Source organism: Nesterenkonia haasae (genome assembly GCF_010119385.1).
In the GTDB taxonomy this organism is placed as follows: domain Bacteria; phylum Actinomycetota; class Actinomycetes; order Actinomycetales; family Micrococcaceae; genus Nesterenkonia; species Nesterenkonia haasae.
Map to the genome: position 1 here is coordinate 1 of NZ_VFIE01000027.1, position 14,542 is coordinate 14,542.

The following is a 14,542-nucleotide window of genomic DNA, read 5'->3' on the forward strand; positions in this document are numbered from 1 at the left end:
CTCCATCAAAACATCCAACGCATGATGCTCAACAGACTTCTCCGGCAAACCGATATAACCAACAATTCCACACATGCCGCTTAGAATACCGTGGAGACCTTGGTGGCTGGTCAGATGGTGCTAGACGGTATCGTGTCACCTGTGCACTCGCAGCCCGTTCATCCGCCCACGGCCCCTGTGCCTGTTCCGCCCGAAGTGAGTGGGACAGCACCTTGGGCCGGTTCGCCTCCGCTGGATAATGAAGCAGCTCATTACTCACCTTTTGTGGAGCTGGGTCGCGAGGCGTGGGCCCGGCTCGCTCAGTCCATCCAGCAGCCGCTGAACCAGGACGACGTCGACCGGCTGCGCGGCATCGGTGATCACCTTTCTCTGGATGAGGTGGCCCAGGTGTATCTGCCGCTTTCGCGTCTGCTGAACATCTATGTGGAGAACGCTGCGAGGCTGCGCTCGGCCACCAACGATTTTCTGGGCGAATCCACCCGACGCACCCCTTTCATCATTGGTGTAGCGGGATCGGTGGCGGTGGGGAAGTCCACCACGGCGCGTGTGCTTCAGGAAATGCTGCGCCGCTGGTCTTCCACCCCACGTGTGGAGCTGGTCACCACTGACGGTTTCCTCTACCCGAATGCTGAGCTGCGCCGACGCGGCATTATGGACCGAAAGGGCTTCCCTGAAGCCTATGACCGCAGGCGCCTGCTTCGGTTCGTGTCAGAAGTGAAGTCGGGGCGTCCGGAGGTCCCCGCTCCGGTCTACTCACATCTGAAGTACGACATCATGCCCGGTGAGCACCATGTGGTGCGCAGACCCGATGTGCTCATTCTGGAAGGGCTGAATGTCCTGCAACCAGCGCGAGTGCGTGAGGACGGAACCGCAGGCTTGGCGCTGAGTGATTTTTTTGACTTCTCAATCTTCGTTGACGCTAAATCAAGTCATATTGAACAGTGGTATGTGGACCGCTTCATGCGGTGGAGGCATGGGGCGTTCGCCAACCCTGAGGCCTATTTCCACCAGTACAGCCGGCTCAGCGATCAGGAAGCGGTCGCACAGGCCTCCGATATCTGGAAGCGCATCAATGGGCCGAACCTGCGGGAGAATATTCAACCCACTCGGTCGCGCGCTCGGTTGGTCATGTCTAAGGACGACGACCACAGCGTTTCCCGGGTGCTGCTGCGCAAAGTATGAGCGGGCTCGTACAGCAGGTTCTGGCTGTGGGCGCCGTTGTGCTCGCCCAGCTTCCCTCCCCGGAAACCCTTCAGGCGTCCCAGGTGAGCTGGGACCCGGACTCCGTCCATGTGCTGGTGAACCGCCAAAACCCTCTGGAACCAGTGGACTACTCCCCCGAGGATCTCGTTGAGCTGGAGGTCAGAACCTCGGTGGACGACCCGGTGTACATGCGTGAGGAACCAGCAGACTCCGTGGAAGAGCTTTTCGACGACGCTTTAGACGAAGGAATCACCCTGGCCGTCACCAGCGGATACAGGTCCTTCGACGCCCAGGCTCGCATCTACTCCGCCCGGCATGCCCAACACGGCACTGAGGGGACCGATGAGTTCGCCGCCCGGCCAGGCTACTCCGAGCATCAGACGGGCCTGGCAGTGGATGTGATCAGCATCGACAATCCAGAGTGCATCATCGGCGAGTGCTTCAATGAGACCCCGGAGTTTGAATGGTTAGAGGAGAGCGCCCACAACTACGGTTTCATCATCCGTTATCCGGAAGGAAAGGAGCACATCACCGGGTTCGCCTATGAACCGTGGCACCTGAGATATGTGGGTGCTGAGACCGCCGAAGAGATCGTGGCTCTGAACCTCACGCTGGAAGAGTATTGGCGCCAACCCGCCGCTCCAGATTACGACGACGCCGACCCCGACCCGGATCAGCTGAGCGACTGACATGGGCCCGGGCCTGAGCCGTGGCGCCGGCGAGGACTGTCCGCCTGAAAACCTAAAGCTGCGCATACGATGAGCTCATGATTAAGGGATTCGTCGATTTCGTCAAACAGGGAAATGTAGTCGACCTCGCAGTGGCGGTGGTGCTCGGCACCGCGTTCGGCGCAGTGATCAATGCGTTGGTCGAAAATGTGCTGATGCCACTGATCGGGCAGCTCTTGGCGCAGGATCCCGACTTCGACAATCTTCTCGCAGTGACTCTGCCTGGGCTCGAGGGACCTCCCATGCGTTTCGGCGTACTGCTCACCGCCCTGGTGAACTTCTTGCTGATCGCCGCGGCCATCTATTGTGTTGTGATCCTTCCGATGAACAAGTTCATTGCCGCCCGGCACGCACTGCTAGGACAGGCGGAGGAAACCGCCGAAGAGGAGAGCATCACGCTGTTGAAAGAGATTCGCGACCAGCTCAAGGTGCAGACGGAGGTGGTCAATCCGGCGGCCTTCGCGACCGCCGTCGAAAGCGAACGCCTACTGGAAGAACAGCGAGCTCGTGCAGAGGCCGCGTCCCAGGCTCAGACAACTTCCCGGCTGGGCAGGGCCAAGAACATCCTTTGGGGCAAGGACTGAGTGGTCCCGACTCCGCTAATCACCGCGGGGCACAATGTCAGGATCCGGCCCGGTGGGCGATGGCGGTTCATCACGCAGAGTCTCTTCAGTCATGACGTCCAGGACACGCTCCCAGCGGTCTTGAACCGTCTGCTCGCTGAGCTCGACTGATTCAGGAATCTCGTCCTCGGCCAAAGTGCGCAGCGGCCAGATCCCCCGGTGCGGCTCATCGTCTGTAGGACCTCGGTCCACAGTGACCGGCAGCCAGTCCATAGCAACCACCGCGGCATCGTCTTCACTGACTTCGACCGTTGCGTAGACCACTACTCCGCTGGCAGTCTCCACAATGCAGCACGCTTCATCCTGGTTGGAGAGGAAATTTCCCATGGACCACACCACCCACATCCCATCCCCCTGAGGGCCGCCAGCTAGCTGCTCCACCGGCTGCGGGGTGTGCGAATGGCTGCCGAAGACGGCGTCGATCTCTCCCCCGCCAGCCAGCTGCTCACCGTAGTTCCGCTGTTCCACCGTCGGCTCGTGGACATATTCCTCACCCCAGTGGACAGAAGCGATGACGACGTCGGCCCCATCCTCGCGCGCTTGGGCCGCCCTCTCGGTGAGCTCCACAGCGGTGACATCCGTGATCCGCCAGAGCTCATCTTCCGGCGGTGGGAAAGCATGGTTGTGGATCATTGTGGTCGCCAGGTGCGCCACCGTGACTTCCCGGTCGCCGCGTTCCAGGGTGAAAATCTGCGGCTGGCCGGCTTCCTCTTCGGTCCGAGCTGTTCCGGCATGGCCAAGTCCTGCCTCGTCGAACACCTCAAGGGTCCGTTCCTGTCCAGCCACACCCTGGTCGAAGGAATGGTTGTTCGCGGTGGAGCAGCCGTCGAAACCCACCGATGTGAGGTCTGCGGCTAACTCCGGCGGCGCGGCGAACACCGGATACCCGACCGGCTCCACACCCTCGGGGGCGATCGGCACTTCCAAACCGCAGAGGGCCAGGTCAGCACCACTGATGAGATCCTCAACTGCGCTCATCAGTGGGGCGAATGTGTAACCGTCTCCCTCAGCGAGCACTGCGGCCTCATCAATCACGTTGTCGTGAATGAGGACATCCCCGCTCCCAGCGATGGTGAACTGGTCATCCTGCTGCGGTGCTGCAGCCTCCGGCACATCGCCTTCCCCACCGGCGTTTCCAGGGGACTCAGTGGCTTCGTCGCCGGGTTCTGTCGGGGCGTCATCGTGCTCATCAGGTCCCTCGACGCATGCGGTGAGGCTCAGTGCGGTGATCAGCGCCCAGAGGTAACGCTTAGGGCCGAGTCTGGGGGCGCCTTTCACTTCTGACATCGTCTACGAGCCTACCGCGACAACCCGTTACTCTGGGGTGATGCGCATTTTGGTCCTCAGCGCCTGGGTTTCTGCTCTGCTGGCTGTGTCAGCCTGCGCAGGAGGCCAAGATGCCGAGGAGAACCGCACTACACCACCTGCTGAAAGTCCAGCGCAGGAGGCGGAACGATCCGAAGAATCGGTTCCCGAAGCTGAGGAACCGGAAACCGAGGAGCCGGAACCTCAGCCCGTGAGTCAGGCATCCACGGATCCGGATTCGGTGCACGTGTTGGTGAATAAGCAGAATCCTCTGGATCCCTTGGACTTCTCGCCGGATGACCTCCGTGACGTGGACGCACCCAGCGAATTCGGTGAGGCCCCCCTGCGGGAAGCTGCTGCCGGGGCCTATGAGGAACTTCATGCGGCTGCTGCCCATGACGGCATGGATTTGTGGGCCACCACTGCCTACCGCGATTTCGACTTCCAGCAGGCGCTTTATGAGCAGCGATTCTATGAAGATGGTGCCGAGGCCGCAGACCGTGTCAGTGCACGACCGGGACATTCGGAACATCAGACGGGTCTGGCCATAGATGTCGCTGATTTGGAGGACCGCGAGTGCTACCTGCGGTCCTGCTTCGGCGATTCAGAACAGGGCCAGTGGTTGGCGGAGCACGCTGATGAGTTCGGGTTCATCATCCGCTATCCGGAGGGCGCTGAAGAGATCACCGGATTCCAGTACGAGCCATGGCACTTGCGTTACGTGGGTGAGGAGACCGCCCGCGACGTCGCCGACCGTGGCGTCACCCTGGAAGAGTACTGGGATCAGCCCCCGGCACCTGACTACGACGAGGAGTACCAGCCCAGTTCATGAGCTGACGGGTTCGTATGGAACCGTCTCAGAGAGCGAGCTCGGCCTTGACCACATCGGCGAGGACTTGGGATTCGGCCTGCGCCAGGTCTGCTGTGGGGGCCTCCACCATCACCCTGACGACGGGTTCAGTGCCTGAGGGTCGCAGCAGCACACGGCCGTGTTCGCCGAGGCGCATCTCGGCGGCGGTGACAGCCTCCTGAACCACCTGGTGGTTCTTCACCTTGGCCTTGTCCACGCCTTTGACGTTGATCAGCACCTGCGGCAGTCTTGTCATCGCTTCTTCGGCCAGCACCTTCAGGGGCTTGCCCGTGGCAGCAACGCGGGCCGCCAACTGCAGACCGGTCAGAACCCCGTCACCGGTAGTGGCATAGTCGGCGAAGATGAGGTGCCCTGACTGTTCTCCGCCAAGTGAGTATCCGCCAGCACGCATGGCTTCCAGGACGTACCGATCGCCGACTGCAGTCTCCACCAGATCGATTCCGGCAGCAGCCATACCGAGTTTCAACCCGAGGTTGCTCATGACCGTCACAGCCAGCGTGTTGTCCTTCAGGGTTCCCGCTTCCTTCAGCGCAAGCGCGAGTACCCCCATGATCTGATCACCGTCAATCAGCGCTCCGGTATGATCCACTGCGAGGCAACGGTCGGCGTCCCCGTCGTGAGCGATGCCGATATGAGCCCCATGGGAGACTACTGCTTCTTGGAGCCGCTCAAGATGAGTGGAGCCGTAACCGTCATTGATGTTGAGGCCATCGGGTTCAGCACCGATGACCACGATTTCGGCACCTGCGGCGGCGAAGGCCTCCGGTGAGCAACCGCTGGCTGCACCGTGAGCACAGTCGAGCACGACCCGCAAACCTTCAAGGCTGACACCACCTAAGGACTGCAGCAGGTGGACAACATAGCGGTCCTCCGCATCGGAAAACCTCTGCACTCGGCCCACGTCCGCGCCTGTGGGCAGCAGTGGAGGCTCCCCGATCTGCACCTCGATCTCATCCTCGACGGCGTCGTCGAGTTTGTGCCCGCCTGCGCCAAGGAACTTGATGCCGTTATCGGGGGCAGGGTTATGCGAGGCAGAAATCATGACCCCGAAATCGGCGTTGAAGTCCGCGACAAGGAAAGCGGCCGCCGGGGTCGGCAGCACTCCAGCGTCATAGACGTCCACCCCGGAGGAGGCCAATCCAGCTTCCACAGCCGCTGAGAGGAATTCTCCGGAGACTCGCGGATCCCGAGCCAATACGGCAACGGGACGCTTATCTGCAGGAGTGCGTCGATGCCCCAGCACCACTGCCGCAGCCTGGGAGAGACGAAGAGCCAGGTCCGCGGTCAACAGCCCATTGGCCTCGCCACGAACCCCGTCGGTTCCAAACAATCTGGTCATATTGGACGTGAGTCTAACGGTCGAGAGCCAAAAAAGCCCCGTTCAGACCGCATTAACGGCGATTTTGGTATGAAGCTGTGACGAAGCTTCTTGTTCGCTGGGTTAGACCTCGAAAGATTGGAGAACCAGCAATACCGCCATCACCACTAGCGCGACGCCTGCTCCACCTTCGATAATGCGAGTCCATAGCTGGCTCACCGCGCGGCGCAGTCCGGCGATAAATCCTGCACAGATGAAACACCACAGGATAGAGGAGCTCATGAACGCTGCAAAGAAGATCATGAGGGGACCCAGCGGCGCATCTTCTCCCAGCGCGCCGCCCACCGCTCCACCAGCACCGGCCCAGTAGACCACGTTCCACACGCTGGCCAGCGAGAGGAGCGCTCCAGCAGTCAGCGGGCCACGTAGAGTTCCGCTGGTGACTACTGGCTCCGACTGCGGCGCTTTCGGCTTGAGCGCGTCTCTGATGCCCTGAAGCCCCAGCAGCAGGAGCACAACGCAACCAATGAGCGTCATCGGAATGTGGAGCTGCGGCTGGGTCAGCAGGGCCGCCGCACCGGCGAGCCCCAAGACTGCCCACGCGGCGTCTCCCACCAGAGAACCCACCTGAACGGCCAGGGCGGGGCCAAACCCGCCCCGGACGCCGCGCCGCAGCGATTCAGTGAAAATGGGTCCAGGGGCTGCGTTGAACACCAGCCCCAACCAGAGGCCTGTGAGAATCAGTTCGATCATGTCACCAGAATGCTGCTCGAGGAGACTTGTGGTCTTGAATGCCCTGAGCGGGGCGCTCTGAGCTGGAAAGTTCGGTGACAGTGCGATGTGCCCGGTCCAGTCCCACCTTCAGACGCGAATTGCCCCGCTCGGCGAACCGAACGGGGCAATTGCGCAGGCGACTGGAAAATCAGCGCTTGGAGTACTGCGGAGCCTTACGGGCCTTCTTCAGACCGGCCTTCTTGCGCTCCACCGCACGGGCGTCGCGAGTCAGGAAGCCAGCCTTCTTCAGCGCCGGGCGGTTGTGGTCACGGTCGATGCCGTTGAGCGCGCGGGAAATACCCAGGCGCAGGGCACCGGCCTGACCGGAGGGGCCACCACCGTCAATACGGGCGATGACGTCATAGGCGTCGTTGAGGCCCAGCAGGGTGAACGGGTCGTTGACTTCCTGCTGGTGCAGCTTGTTCGGGAAGTAGTCTTCCAGGCTGCGGCCGTTGAGGGTCCACTTGCCAGTACCCGGCACAATGCGCACACGGGCACGAGCGCGCTTACGGCGACCGATGGCCGCACCAGGCACGGTCAGCGGGGCGCGCTCAGCGGTGACGTCGTCAGTAGTGGTGGTCGGTGTCGATTCTGAGGTAAAGCTTGTCAGCTCCTCAGTTTCGGTGAGCTCTTCAGTGTTCTGAGCCACGGTTCTCCTAAAAGTCTCTAGAGTCGGGCCCGAATTACTGGGCGACCTGGGTAATCTCGAACGGCTTCGGCTGCTGGGCGGCGTGCGGGTGCTCGCTGCCTGCGTAGACGCGCAGCTTAGTCAACTGGGCGGTGCCGAGCTTGTTGTGTGGAACCATGCCCTTGACGGCCTGTTCCACTGCTCGGGTGGGGTGGCGTGCAATCATCTGCTCGAAATTGATTGACTTGATGCCGCCCGGGAAGCCGGAGTGGCGGTAGTAGGTCTTCTTAGCTGCCTTATCGCCGGTGACGGCGACCTTCTCAGCGTTGATAATGATGACGAAGTCGCCCATGTCCTGGTTTGGGACGTAGGTGGGCTTGTGCTTGCCGCGCAGCAGCTGAGCAGCTTGCGAAGCCAAACGGCCCAAGACCACGTCAGTGGCATCGATGATGTGCCACTGCGGGTCGGCGTCGCCTTCTTTGGGGGTGTACGTACGCACGGTTGGTATGCCTTACGGTCGGTGTTCTACGGTTCACGCAGCTTGGGGCAGAGTGTGAGATTCACTGCCTGTCAGCGCGTGATGCACTTGGTCTCAGATGCGAAAACCTCCGGCTTTCGCACCCTTCAGGTCGCAGTCGCCTTGGCGACTGCTGTTTCAGCGCGCTGCCCGATTCCCGGGTGAGGACCGGGAAGATTCGGGGCCCGTTGTCTCCCGCGAGGTTCGTGGAGGCTGAACGGCCATGCAACTGGACCGCCTCAACACGAATCCAGGCAGGTCTGGACACGCACAACAACCCTTGACTATACCCGGTTGCTTACGACGCCGCCAACTCACCCTCTGCGGCCACGAACCGTGGGGGCGTCGTCGTACCTTCCAGCCGGCCGCGCATGACGGCGACAGCCTCTGGATGGGCGTCAATCAGCAGGTACCTGCGATCGAGTTCATGCGCGGCTGCCCCCAACGTTCCGGACCCGGCGAAGAAGTCGAGTACCCAGTCGCCGGGGCGGCTGGAGGCAGCCACCATACGCTTAAGGACTCCCACCGGTTTCTGAGTAGGGTAGCCGGTGCGTTCCTTCGCGTTGGGCGCCACAATCGTGTGCCACCAGACATCGGTGGGCAGCTTGCCACGTGCGACTTTCTCAGGGGTGACCAGACCTGGTGCCATATAGGGTTCGCGGTCAACGTCTTCATTGTTGAAGTAGTACTTCTTGGGATCTTTGACGTAGACCAGGATGTTGTCGTGCTTGGTGGGCCATCTGCTCTTGGCGCGAGCGCCGTAGTCGTAGGCCCAAATGATCTCATTGAGGAAACACTCCCGGCCGAAGAGCGCATCCAACATGACTTTCGCGTAGTGCACCTCGCGGTAGTCCAGGTGCAGGTAGAGCGTCCCGGTGTCCTTCAGCAGCCGCCAAGCCTGCTCCAGACGCGGGGCCAAGAAGTCCCAGTAGTCGGTGAAGTCATCATCGTATGTCGTCAGGGCGCCTCTGAGTGTTTGATAGGTATGGCCCTTGAACCCGATTCGGTCACCATCGGCGGACCGCACTGTGCGCATGGGCTGAGCGCGCTGAACCCGTCCGGTGTTGAACGGCGGGTCGATGCATATGAGCTGGAAGGAGTTTCCTGGGAGGGATTCGAGTACCGGGAGGTTGTCTCCGGCGATCACCGTATTGGGCGACCCAGGGGTCCAGAGTGGTTCATTCACCGCCCCAGCCTATCCAGCTGAGCTGACCACCGTGCTGCAGACTCGGGCGAAGAGCGGGTGCTCCGGCTCCAGTCCAGTCACCTGGGTGGTGAATTCCTGCGGCGTCAGAGACCCTGCGGCGACCTCACTGAGTGTGCTCTTCAGCTGGGCGGACTCCTCATCCTCGGGCACATCGAATCTCAGGGCGGCGCCAATGGCTGCGAGCAGGCCCTTAACCTCAAGGCCGCGTTCTGCCGCTTGCGCAGCTGGGCCGATAAACCGCTCGTGGCGTGAAAGTTTGCGCAGCGGTTGGCGTCCCACGCGCGTGGTGGTATCCGGAAGTGAGGGGTTGCGGAACCGTTCCAGAATAGTCTCGCGGTAATCAGCCATCTCCAGTGGACTGAACCCGTGCTTGGCCACCAGTAGTGCCGATGTCTCCTCCAGGGCGGCCTGGACTCCAGCTGAGACCTGGTGATCCCCCAGGGCGGCAGCGATCGTCGTATGTCCGGCGGCGCTTCCAAGGTAGGCAGCTGTCGCGTGTCCAGTGTTGACGGTAAAGAGCTTGCGCTCAATATAGGGCCCGAGGTCCTTCACAAAGTGCGCCCCCGGAATATTCGGCCGTTGTTCGCCGAACGGCGCCGATTCGATGGCCCACTCGTAGAAGGGCTCCACCGTGACGTCGATCCCCGCCTCGGCGGTCTGACCAGGCACGATCCTATCCACAGCCGTATTGGCGAAGACAGCTTTGCTGTCCAGCTCCGCCCATTGGGGACCGGCCAGGCGTTCGATTTCCGCCCGCAGGGTGTCGGTTGCGCCAACGGCGTTCTCGCAGGCCATGATCTGCAGTGGCGGGAAGTCTGCTGGGCGCAGCCGCAGACCGTCCATGATGTGCTGGGCGATGAATTTCAGAACAGTAGGACCTACTGCAGTGGTGACCACCTGAGATTCGGCGACTTCCTGGGCCACGGCCTCCGGGTTCTCTGCGCTGTTGAGCGCACGGAAGCCGGTGATGGTGTGGTCCTGACCTCCGGCGCCGACCTCGCGCACTGTGTAAGAGTCCTGGGCGTTGAGCGCCTCTACTAGCGGAGCGGCGACGTCGGAAAACACCACCTCGTAGCCGCCTTCATGCAGCAGGACGCCGACGAATCCGCGGCCGATATTCCCGGCTCCAAAGTGGACTGCCTTCATGTCTGACTCCCTGTCCTATCGTCCAACCTGACAGAGCGTCTCGGGATGTTGGAAACTCACAGCGTAAACGGTGGAGTTTCCAACATCCCGAGACGCGCTCCTGAGGTGCGGTTCAGTTTTCGTTGACGGCGCTGAGGAGCTCGTGAAGCTCAGCCTCTGTGGAGGCCGCCTTGAGCTCCGCGACCTTGGACTCATCGGAGAACAGCTCGGCGATCCTGGACAGGATCTGCAGGTGCTCATCCCCCACCCCGGCGATGCCGACCACGAACGTCACCTGGTCTCCCGACCAGTCCACGCCGCCGTCATAACGGAGCACGGAGAGCGCACTGGATGTGATGGCGCTCTTGGCGTCATTGGTGCCGTGCGGGATGGCGAGCTCATTACCCATAAAGGTGGATGCGGTCGCCTCACGGTCACGCATGGCCTGGAGGTAGTCCTCGGTCACCGCACCGGCAGAGACGAGGATCTCCTGAGTTTCACGCAGCGCCTCTTCCTGAGTTGCAGCTCCAGCCCGGATCCGTATCCGATCCCGAGTCAGGACGCCCGAGTCAACTGAGGTGAGCGTGTCACCGCGCTGGGCAGGCGACGACGCCTGGGCACCCGAGCTGCCAGCCACGGCGTCGTGATCTTCACTGCCTTTTACAAGTTCCACGACCTCGTCGTACTCCGGGGCGTTCATGAAGTTGTCCACAGAGACGTGGATGGCGTTCGGCTCCTTGGGACGGGCCCGGTCGGTGAGCGTCTGCTGGGTAATGACCAGATCGGCATCGCCCGGGAGGGAGGAGATGGCTTTATTGGTGACGTAGACATCGGTAATGCCAGCGCCGGAGAGCTTCTTCCGCAGGACCGAGGCGCCCATTGCGGAGGACCCCATACCCGCATCGCAAGCGAAGTAGATGGTCCGAATCCGCTCAGCTGCCGCAGCCGGAACATTGGCCGCACCTGCACTGAGGCTGGACAGGGCGGAGGAACTCTTGCCCTTGGCGGATTGCGTCTTGGAAATGGCGGAGGAGAACTGATCACCCAGCTCCAAGTCTCGCTTGCGTGATGAGAGCAGGATGACCGCAGCCACCGCGAATGTCACCGCGGCTGATAGCACCCAACCGAAGGTCACACCGACCACGTTGCCCACGCCGCCACCGAGAGACTGAACGTACACCGCAATGATGGACCCGGGCGCCGCAGGAGCTTGCAGACCAACATCTAGGAGCATATTTGTGGTCACGCCCGTCATGCCGCCAGCGATCATGGCCAGCAGCAGAACCGGCTTCATCAGCACGTATGGGAAGTACACCTCGTGGATGCCGCCCACAAAGTGGATCAGAGCCGCACCTGGGGCGGTGGCCTTCGCTGCACCAACACCAAAGACGGAGAACGCCAGCAGCAGTCCCAGACCGGGCCCAGGGTTGGCTTCAAGCAGGAAGAGGATGGAGCTGCCCTGTGCGTCTGCCTGCTGGGTGCCCAAGGGCGTCAATACACCGTGGTTGATGGCGTTGTTGAGGAAGAAAACCTTCGCTGGCTCGATCAGCACCGAGGTCAGCGGCAGCAGGCTGTTGTCGATCAGCCATTCCACTCCCCTGCCGAGGGCGTCCATGAGCCAGTTGATCGGCGGTGCCATGAAGAAGAAGCCCACCACAAGGAGCAGGAACCCCAGAATTCCTGCGGAGAACATGTTGACCAGCATCTCGAAGCCGGGCTTGATCTTGCCCTCCCACAGGGCATCAAGCTTCTTCATCAACCATGCGGCCAGGGGCCCCATGATCATCGCACCGATGAACATGTGGACGTAGTTGATCCCCTCCTCACCGGCCGGAAGCGCGGCGTTGAACTGGTCAATGAGGTGGTCGGACCCCACAATGACACCCATTGCCGCCACAGCCCCGACGACGGCACCACGAGTTTCGTAGATCAGTCGACCGCCCTGCAGAGCGATCAGGACCGGCAGCAGGTAGTGGATCATCGGGAAGATGACCGCGGAGAGTGCGTTGGTCGCTTCCCAGCCCTCTTCGGTGAACTCGGAGACGTTGACCACCACCGCGGTGACAATTCCCCAGGCGATCAACGCAGGGATGTTCGGCATGATCATGCCGGAGAGGAAGGACCCAAATTTCTGGACCCCGACGCGCAATCTTCCTGGCTGTTTATCAGCTGCGGCGCTGGAGTCTGGTGACGTCGTCGTCGTGGTCATGGGACTGCTCTTTCTCAATCGTTGGCGAGGGATGTGGAGGTACTGCGTGCAGCGTCGAGAGCCTCGGCCGCCGTGGCAGCGGAGACGGCGGCGGAAGCGATAGCTTGAGCCTGATCCAGGGTGTAACGCAGAAGCTCAGCCCGGACGTCGGCCAGGGCCGCGGGCGCCATGGACAGGGAGGTCGCGCCGAGCCCTACCAGCACCACGGCCAACAGCGGGTCGGCAGCAGCCTCACCGCAGACTCCGACTGGTTTACCGGTTGAAGCTCCGGCGGCGCCAACTTCGCGGACGAGCTTGAGGACCGCTGGGTGCCACGGGTCTTGAAGCCCGGCCACGGATCCCAGAAGCCGGTCAGCGGCCATGGTGTATTGGGTGAGGTCATTGGTGCCGATCGAGGCGAAGTCTGCGGTCTGCAGGATCTGCTCGGCCAGAAGCGCAGAAGAGGGAACTTCCACCATCACTCCGGCGGTTTTCAGTCCATGCTGGTGGGCGAACTTAGCGAAGGTCTCCGTCTCCTCCACGGTGGACACCATGGGTGCCATCACCCACAGGTCGGCGTCGGTTGCGGCTTCAGCCTCTGCGAGTGCGGACAGTTGGTCGCGCAGCACCTCTTCGTTGGTCAGCAGGGCGCGCAGACCACGGAGCCCCAAAGCCGGATTCTCCTCCTCAGCATCGTTGAGGAACGGCAAGGGTTTATCGGCGCCAGCGTCGAGGGCCCGCACGACGACCTTCTTACCTGGAAACGCTTCTAACAACTGTTGATAGGCCTGCCGCTGCTCCTCTACACTCGGCGCCGTCTCGGAGGACAGAAACAGGAACTCAGTGCGGAACAGGCCCACCCCTTCAGCGCCCAAGTCAACGGCCTCAGCGGCGTTGTCCGGTGTGCCCAGATTCGCCAACAGAGGGATCGCCGTTCCATCAGCCAGCGCACCATCGGTAATGGGTGCTTTCTGAACGGCGGCGCGCTGTGCAATACGCGCCGCTACTTCATCTTTTTGCTCCCGTGTAGGGGCGAGCACGATCGCTGAGTTGGCGGCATCAACGACGATTTCATCTCCGTCACTGAGTTGAGCTGCCTCAGCGACCCCGACTACTGCGGTGATGCCTTTGCCACGGGCGAGAATGGCGGTGTGGGAGGTCGGCCCACCTTCGATGGTGACCAGCGCCAGAACCTTGTTCAGGTCCAGTAGCGCGGTATCGGCCGGGGCGAGATCCTGTGCCACCAGCACGAACGGGTAACCGGGGTCAGGAACCCCCGGGGCGGGTTCTCCCCGAAGCGCGGCAACGACCCGGGCGGCGACGTCGTAGAGATCGGCAGCACGCTCACCGAGGTAGCCACCGAGAGCCTGAAGTGTCTGCGCTACTTCTGCGAAAGCTGCGTGAACGGCGTATTCCCCAGTCTTTCCGTCCTTGAGGTGAACCTCGACGGCGTCTGTGACGGTCGGATCTTGAGCCATCATGACCTGAGCCTCAAGAACTTCCTGCGCCTGACCTCCAGCAACCTCGCCACGCTGGGTGAGGTCTGCTGCGACGGCTTCGATGGCCTTATTGACCCGCTCGGACTCCTGCTGATGCGTCAGCGAGCTGGTCTCATCGGTGGGCGCGATCGGCGATGGTGACATGCGCGCCACCGGGCCTAGGGCGACCCCTTGGCCGATCCCGGTCCCCTTCATCGCGGACTGGGGTGTGATTGACATAGAGCTCAGGCCTCGTCGTGATCGGTCTTGAGGAACGCTTCAAGGGTGTCCAGTGCAGATTCGGCACCCTCTCCTTCAGCGGTGAGGGTCACCTCATCACCCTTGTCTACGCCGAGGGACATCACACCGAGGATGGACGCGGCATTGACGGACTTCTCACCCTTAGCGATGGTCACCGGAAGGCCGGTGTTCTGCGCTGCCTCCACGAATAGCTTGGCTGGGCGAGCATGTAGACCCTGCGAGGATCCGACGGTCACAGTGCGGGTTGCCGACATGGTGGTGCCTTTCCGTTGAATATGGCGTTGTGATGATTCTCCCGTGATGCGGCCCACATATA

The 14,542-nt window shown here is 61.8% G+C and carries 14 protein-coding genes; 4 read left to right on the forward strand and 10 right to left on the reverse strand.

Annotated features, from left to right (window positions below; translation table 11 throughout):
- Nucleotides 1-114 precede the first annotated feature (114 nt).
- The 3 genes from coaA to mscL all read left to right on the forward strand — a co-directional run bounded on the left by coaA (nucleotide 115) and on the right by mscL (nucleotide 2,515).
- A complete protein-coding gene (gene coaA, locus FH975_RS13880) occupies nucleotides 115-1,182 on the forward strand; it encodes a type I pantothenate kinase (protein WP_153078250.1) in 1,068 nt (355 codons plus the stop codon).
- The gene (locus FH975_RS13885) at nucleotides 1,179-1,892 is read left to right on the forward strand and encodes a M15 family metallopeptidase (RefSeq protein WP_162321866.1); all 714 of its coding nucleotides are present in this window, start codon (nucleotides 1,179-1,181) and stop codon (nucleotides 1,890-1,892) included. The genes coaA and FH975_RS13885 overlap by 4 nt, the downstream gene beginning before the upstream one ends.
- Before the next feature lie 77 nt (nucleotides 1,893-1,969).
- Nucleotides 1,970-2,515 (forward strand): large conductance mechanosensitive channel protein MscL, encoded by a 546-nt coding sequence (mscL, locus tag FH975_RS13890; RefSeq protein ID WP_162321867.1) that lies wholly within the window; start codon nucleotides 1,970-1,972, stop codon nucleotides 2,513-2,515.
- Nucleotides 2,516-2,530: 15 nt separating this feature from the next.
- Here the strand turns inward: mscL and FH975_RS13895 are convergent, their stop codons facing one another.
- Nucleotides 2,531-3,841, reverse strand: coding sequence for a CapA family protein (locus FH975_RS13895; protein ID WP_162321868.1), 1,311 nt, complete (start codon nucleotides 3,839-3,841; stop codon nucleotides 2,531-2,533).
- A 40-nt stretch (nucleotides 3,842-3,881) separates the two neighbouring features.
- On the opposite strand from FH975_RS13895, the gene FH975_RS13900 reads away from it, so the two are divergent.
- Nucleotides 3,882-4,691 (forward strand): M15 family metallopeptidase, encoded by an 810-nt coding sequence (locus FH975_RS13900; protein WP_162321869.1) that lies wholly within the window; start codon nucleotides 3,882-3,884, stop codon nucleotides 4,689-4,691.
- Between the two features lie 25 nt (nucleotides 4,692-4,716).
- Here the strand turns inward: FH975_RS13900 and glmM are convergent, their stop codons facing one another.
- The 9 genes from glmM to FH975_RS13945 form a co-directional block, all read right to left on the reverse strand.
- A complete protein-coding gene (gene glmM, locus FH975_RS13905; RefSeq protein ID WP_153078045.1) occupies nucleotides 4,717-6,069 on the reverse strand; it encodes a phosphoglucosamine mutase in 1,353 nt (450 codons plus the stop codon).
- Nucleotides 6,070-6,171: 102 nt separating this feature from the next.
- The gene (locus tag FH975_RS13910) at nucleotides 6,172-6,801 is read right to left on the reverse strand and encodes a LysE family transporter (RefSeq protein ID WP_162321870.1); all 630 of its coding nucleotides are present in this window, start codon (nucleotides 6,799-6,801) and stop codon (nucleotides 6,172-6,174) included.
- 169 nt (nucleotides 6,802-6,970) lie between these two features.
- Nucleotides 6,971-7,471 carry a 30S ribosomal protein S9 gene (gene rpsI, locus FH975_RS13915; RefSeq protein WP_153078043.1) on the reverse strand — a complete coding sequence of 167 codons (501 nt, stop codon included), beginning with the start codon at nucleotides 7,469-7,471 and terminating at the stop codon, nucleotides 6,971-6,973.
- A gap of 34 nt (nucleotides 7,472-7,505) precedes the next feature.
- Nucleotides 7,506-7,949 (reverse strand): 50S ribosomal protein L13, encoded by a 444-nt coding sequence (gene rplM, locus FH975_RS13920; protein ID WP_138253455.1) that lies wholly within the window; start codon nucleotides 7,947-7,949, stop codon nucleotides 7,506-7,508.
- Nucleotides 7,950-8,265: 316 nt separating this feature from the next.
- The gene (locus tag FH975_RS13925; RefSeq protein ID WP_162321871.1) at nucleotides 8,266-9,153 is read right to left on the reverse strand and encodes a DNA-methyltransferase; all 888 of its coding nucleotides are present in this window, start codon (nucleotides 9,151-9,153) and stop codon (nucleotides 8,266-8,268) included.
- A 9-nt stretch (nucleotides 9,154-9,162) separates the two neighbouring features.
- A complete protein-coding gene (locus FH975_RS13930; protein ID WP_162321872.1) occupies nucleotides 9,163-10,320 on the reverse strand; it encodes a mannitol-1-phosphate 5-dehydrogenase in 1,158 nt (385 codons plus the stop codon).
- 112 nt (nucleotides 10,321-10,432) lie between these two features.
- On the reverse strand, nucleotides 10,433-12,508 hold the full coding sequence (locus FH975_RS13935; protein ID WP_162321873.1) for a PTS mannitol transporter subunit IICBA: 2,076 nt from the start codon (nucleotides 12,506-12,508) through the stop codon (nucleotides 10,433-10,435).
- A 14-nt stretch (nucleotides 12,509-12,522) separates the two neighbouring features.
- Nucleotides 12,523-14,205, reverse strand: coding sequence for a phosphoenolpyruvate--protein phosphotransferase (gene ptsP / locus FH975_RS13940; RefSeq protein WP_162321874.1), 1,683 nt, complete (start codon nucleotides 14,203-14,205; stop codon nucleotides 12,523-12,525).
- 5 nt (nucleotides 14,206-14,210) lie between these two features.
- A complete protein-coding gene (locus FH975_RS13945; protein ID WP_153078038.1) occupies nucleotides 14,211-14,480 on the reverse strand; it encodes an HPr family phosphocarrier protein in 270 nt (89 codons plus the stop codon).
- Between the last annotated feature and the right edge of the window lie 62 nt (nucleotides 14,481-14,542).

Excerpts from the sequence above, each read along its gene's own strand:
- coaA (WP_153078250.1), top strand. The coding sequence starts at position 115 with ATGGTGCTAGACGGTATCGTGTCACCTGTGCACTCGCAGCCCGTTCAT.
- FH975_RS13885 (WP_162321866.1), top strand. The coding sequence starts at position 1,179 with ATGAGCGGGCTCGTACAGCAGGTTCTGGCTGTGGGCGCCGTTGTGCTC.
- mscL (WP_162321867.1), top strand. The coding sequence starts at position 1,970 with ATGATTAAGGGATTCGTCGATTTCGTCAAACAGGGAAATGTAGTCGAC.
- FH975_RS13895 (WP_162321868.1), bottom strand. The coding sequence starts at position 3,841 with ATGTCAGAAGTGAAAGGCGCCCCCAGACTCGGCCCTAAGCGTTACCTC.
- FH975_RS13900 (WP_162321869.1), top strand. The coding sequence starts at position 3,882 with ATGCGCATTTTGGTCCTCAGCGCCTGGGTTTCTGCTCTGCTGGCTGTG.
- glmM (WP_153078045.1), bottom strand. The coding sequence starts at position 6,069 with ATGACCAGATTGTTTGGAACCGACGGGGTTCGTGGCGAGGCCAATGGG.
- FH975_RS13910 (WP_162321870.1), bottom strand. The coding sequence starts at position 6,801 with ATGATCGAACTGATTCTCACAGGCCTCTGGTTGGGGCTGGTGTTCAAC.
- FH975_RS13930 (WP_162321872.1), bottom strand. The coding sequence starts at position 10,320 with ATGAAGGCAGTCCACTTTGGAGCCGGGAATATCGGCCGCGGATTCGTC.
- FH975_RS13935 (WP_162321873.1), bottom strand. The coding sequence starts at position 12,508 with ATGACCACGACGACGACGTCACCAGACTCCAGCGCCGCAGCTGATAAA.
- ptsP (WP_162321874.1), bottom strand. The coding sequence starts at position 14,205 with ATGTCAATCACACCCCAGTCCGCGATGAAGGGGACCGGGATCGGCCAA.
- FH975_RS13945 (WP_153078038.1), bottom strand. The coding sequence starts at position 14,480 with ATGTCGGCAACCCGCACTGTGACCGTCGGATCCTCGCAGGGTCTACAT.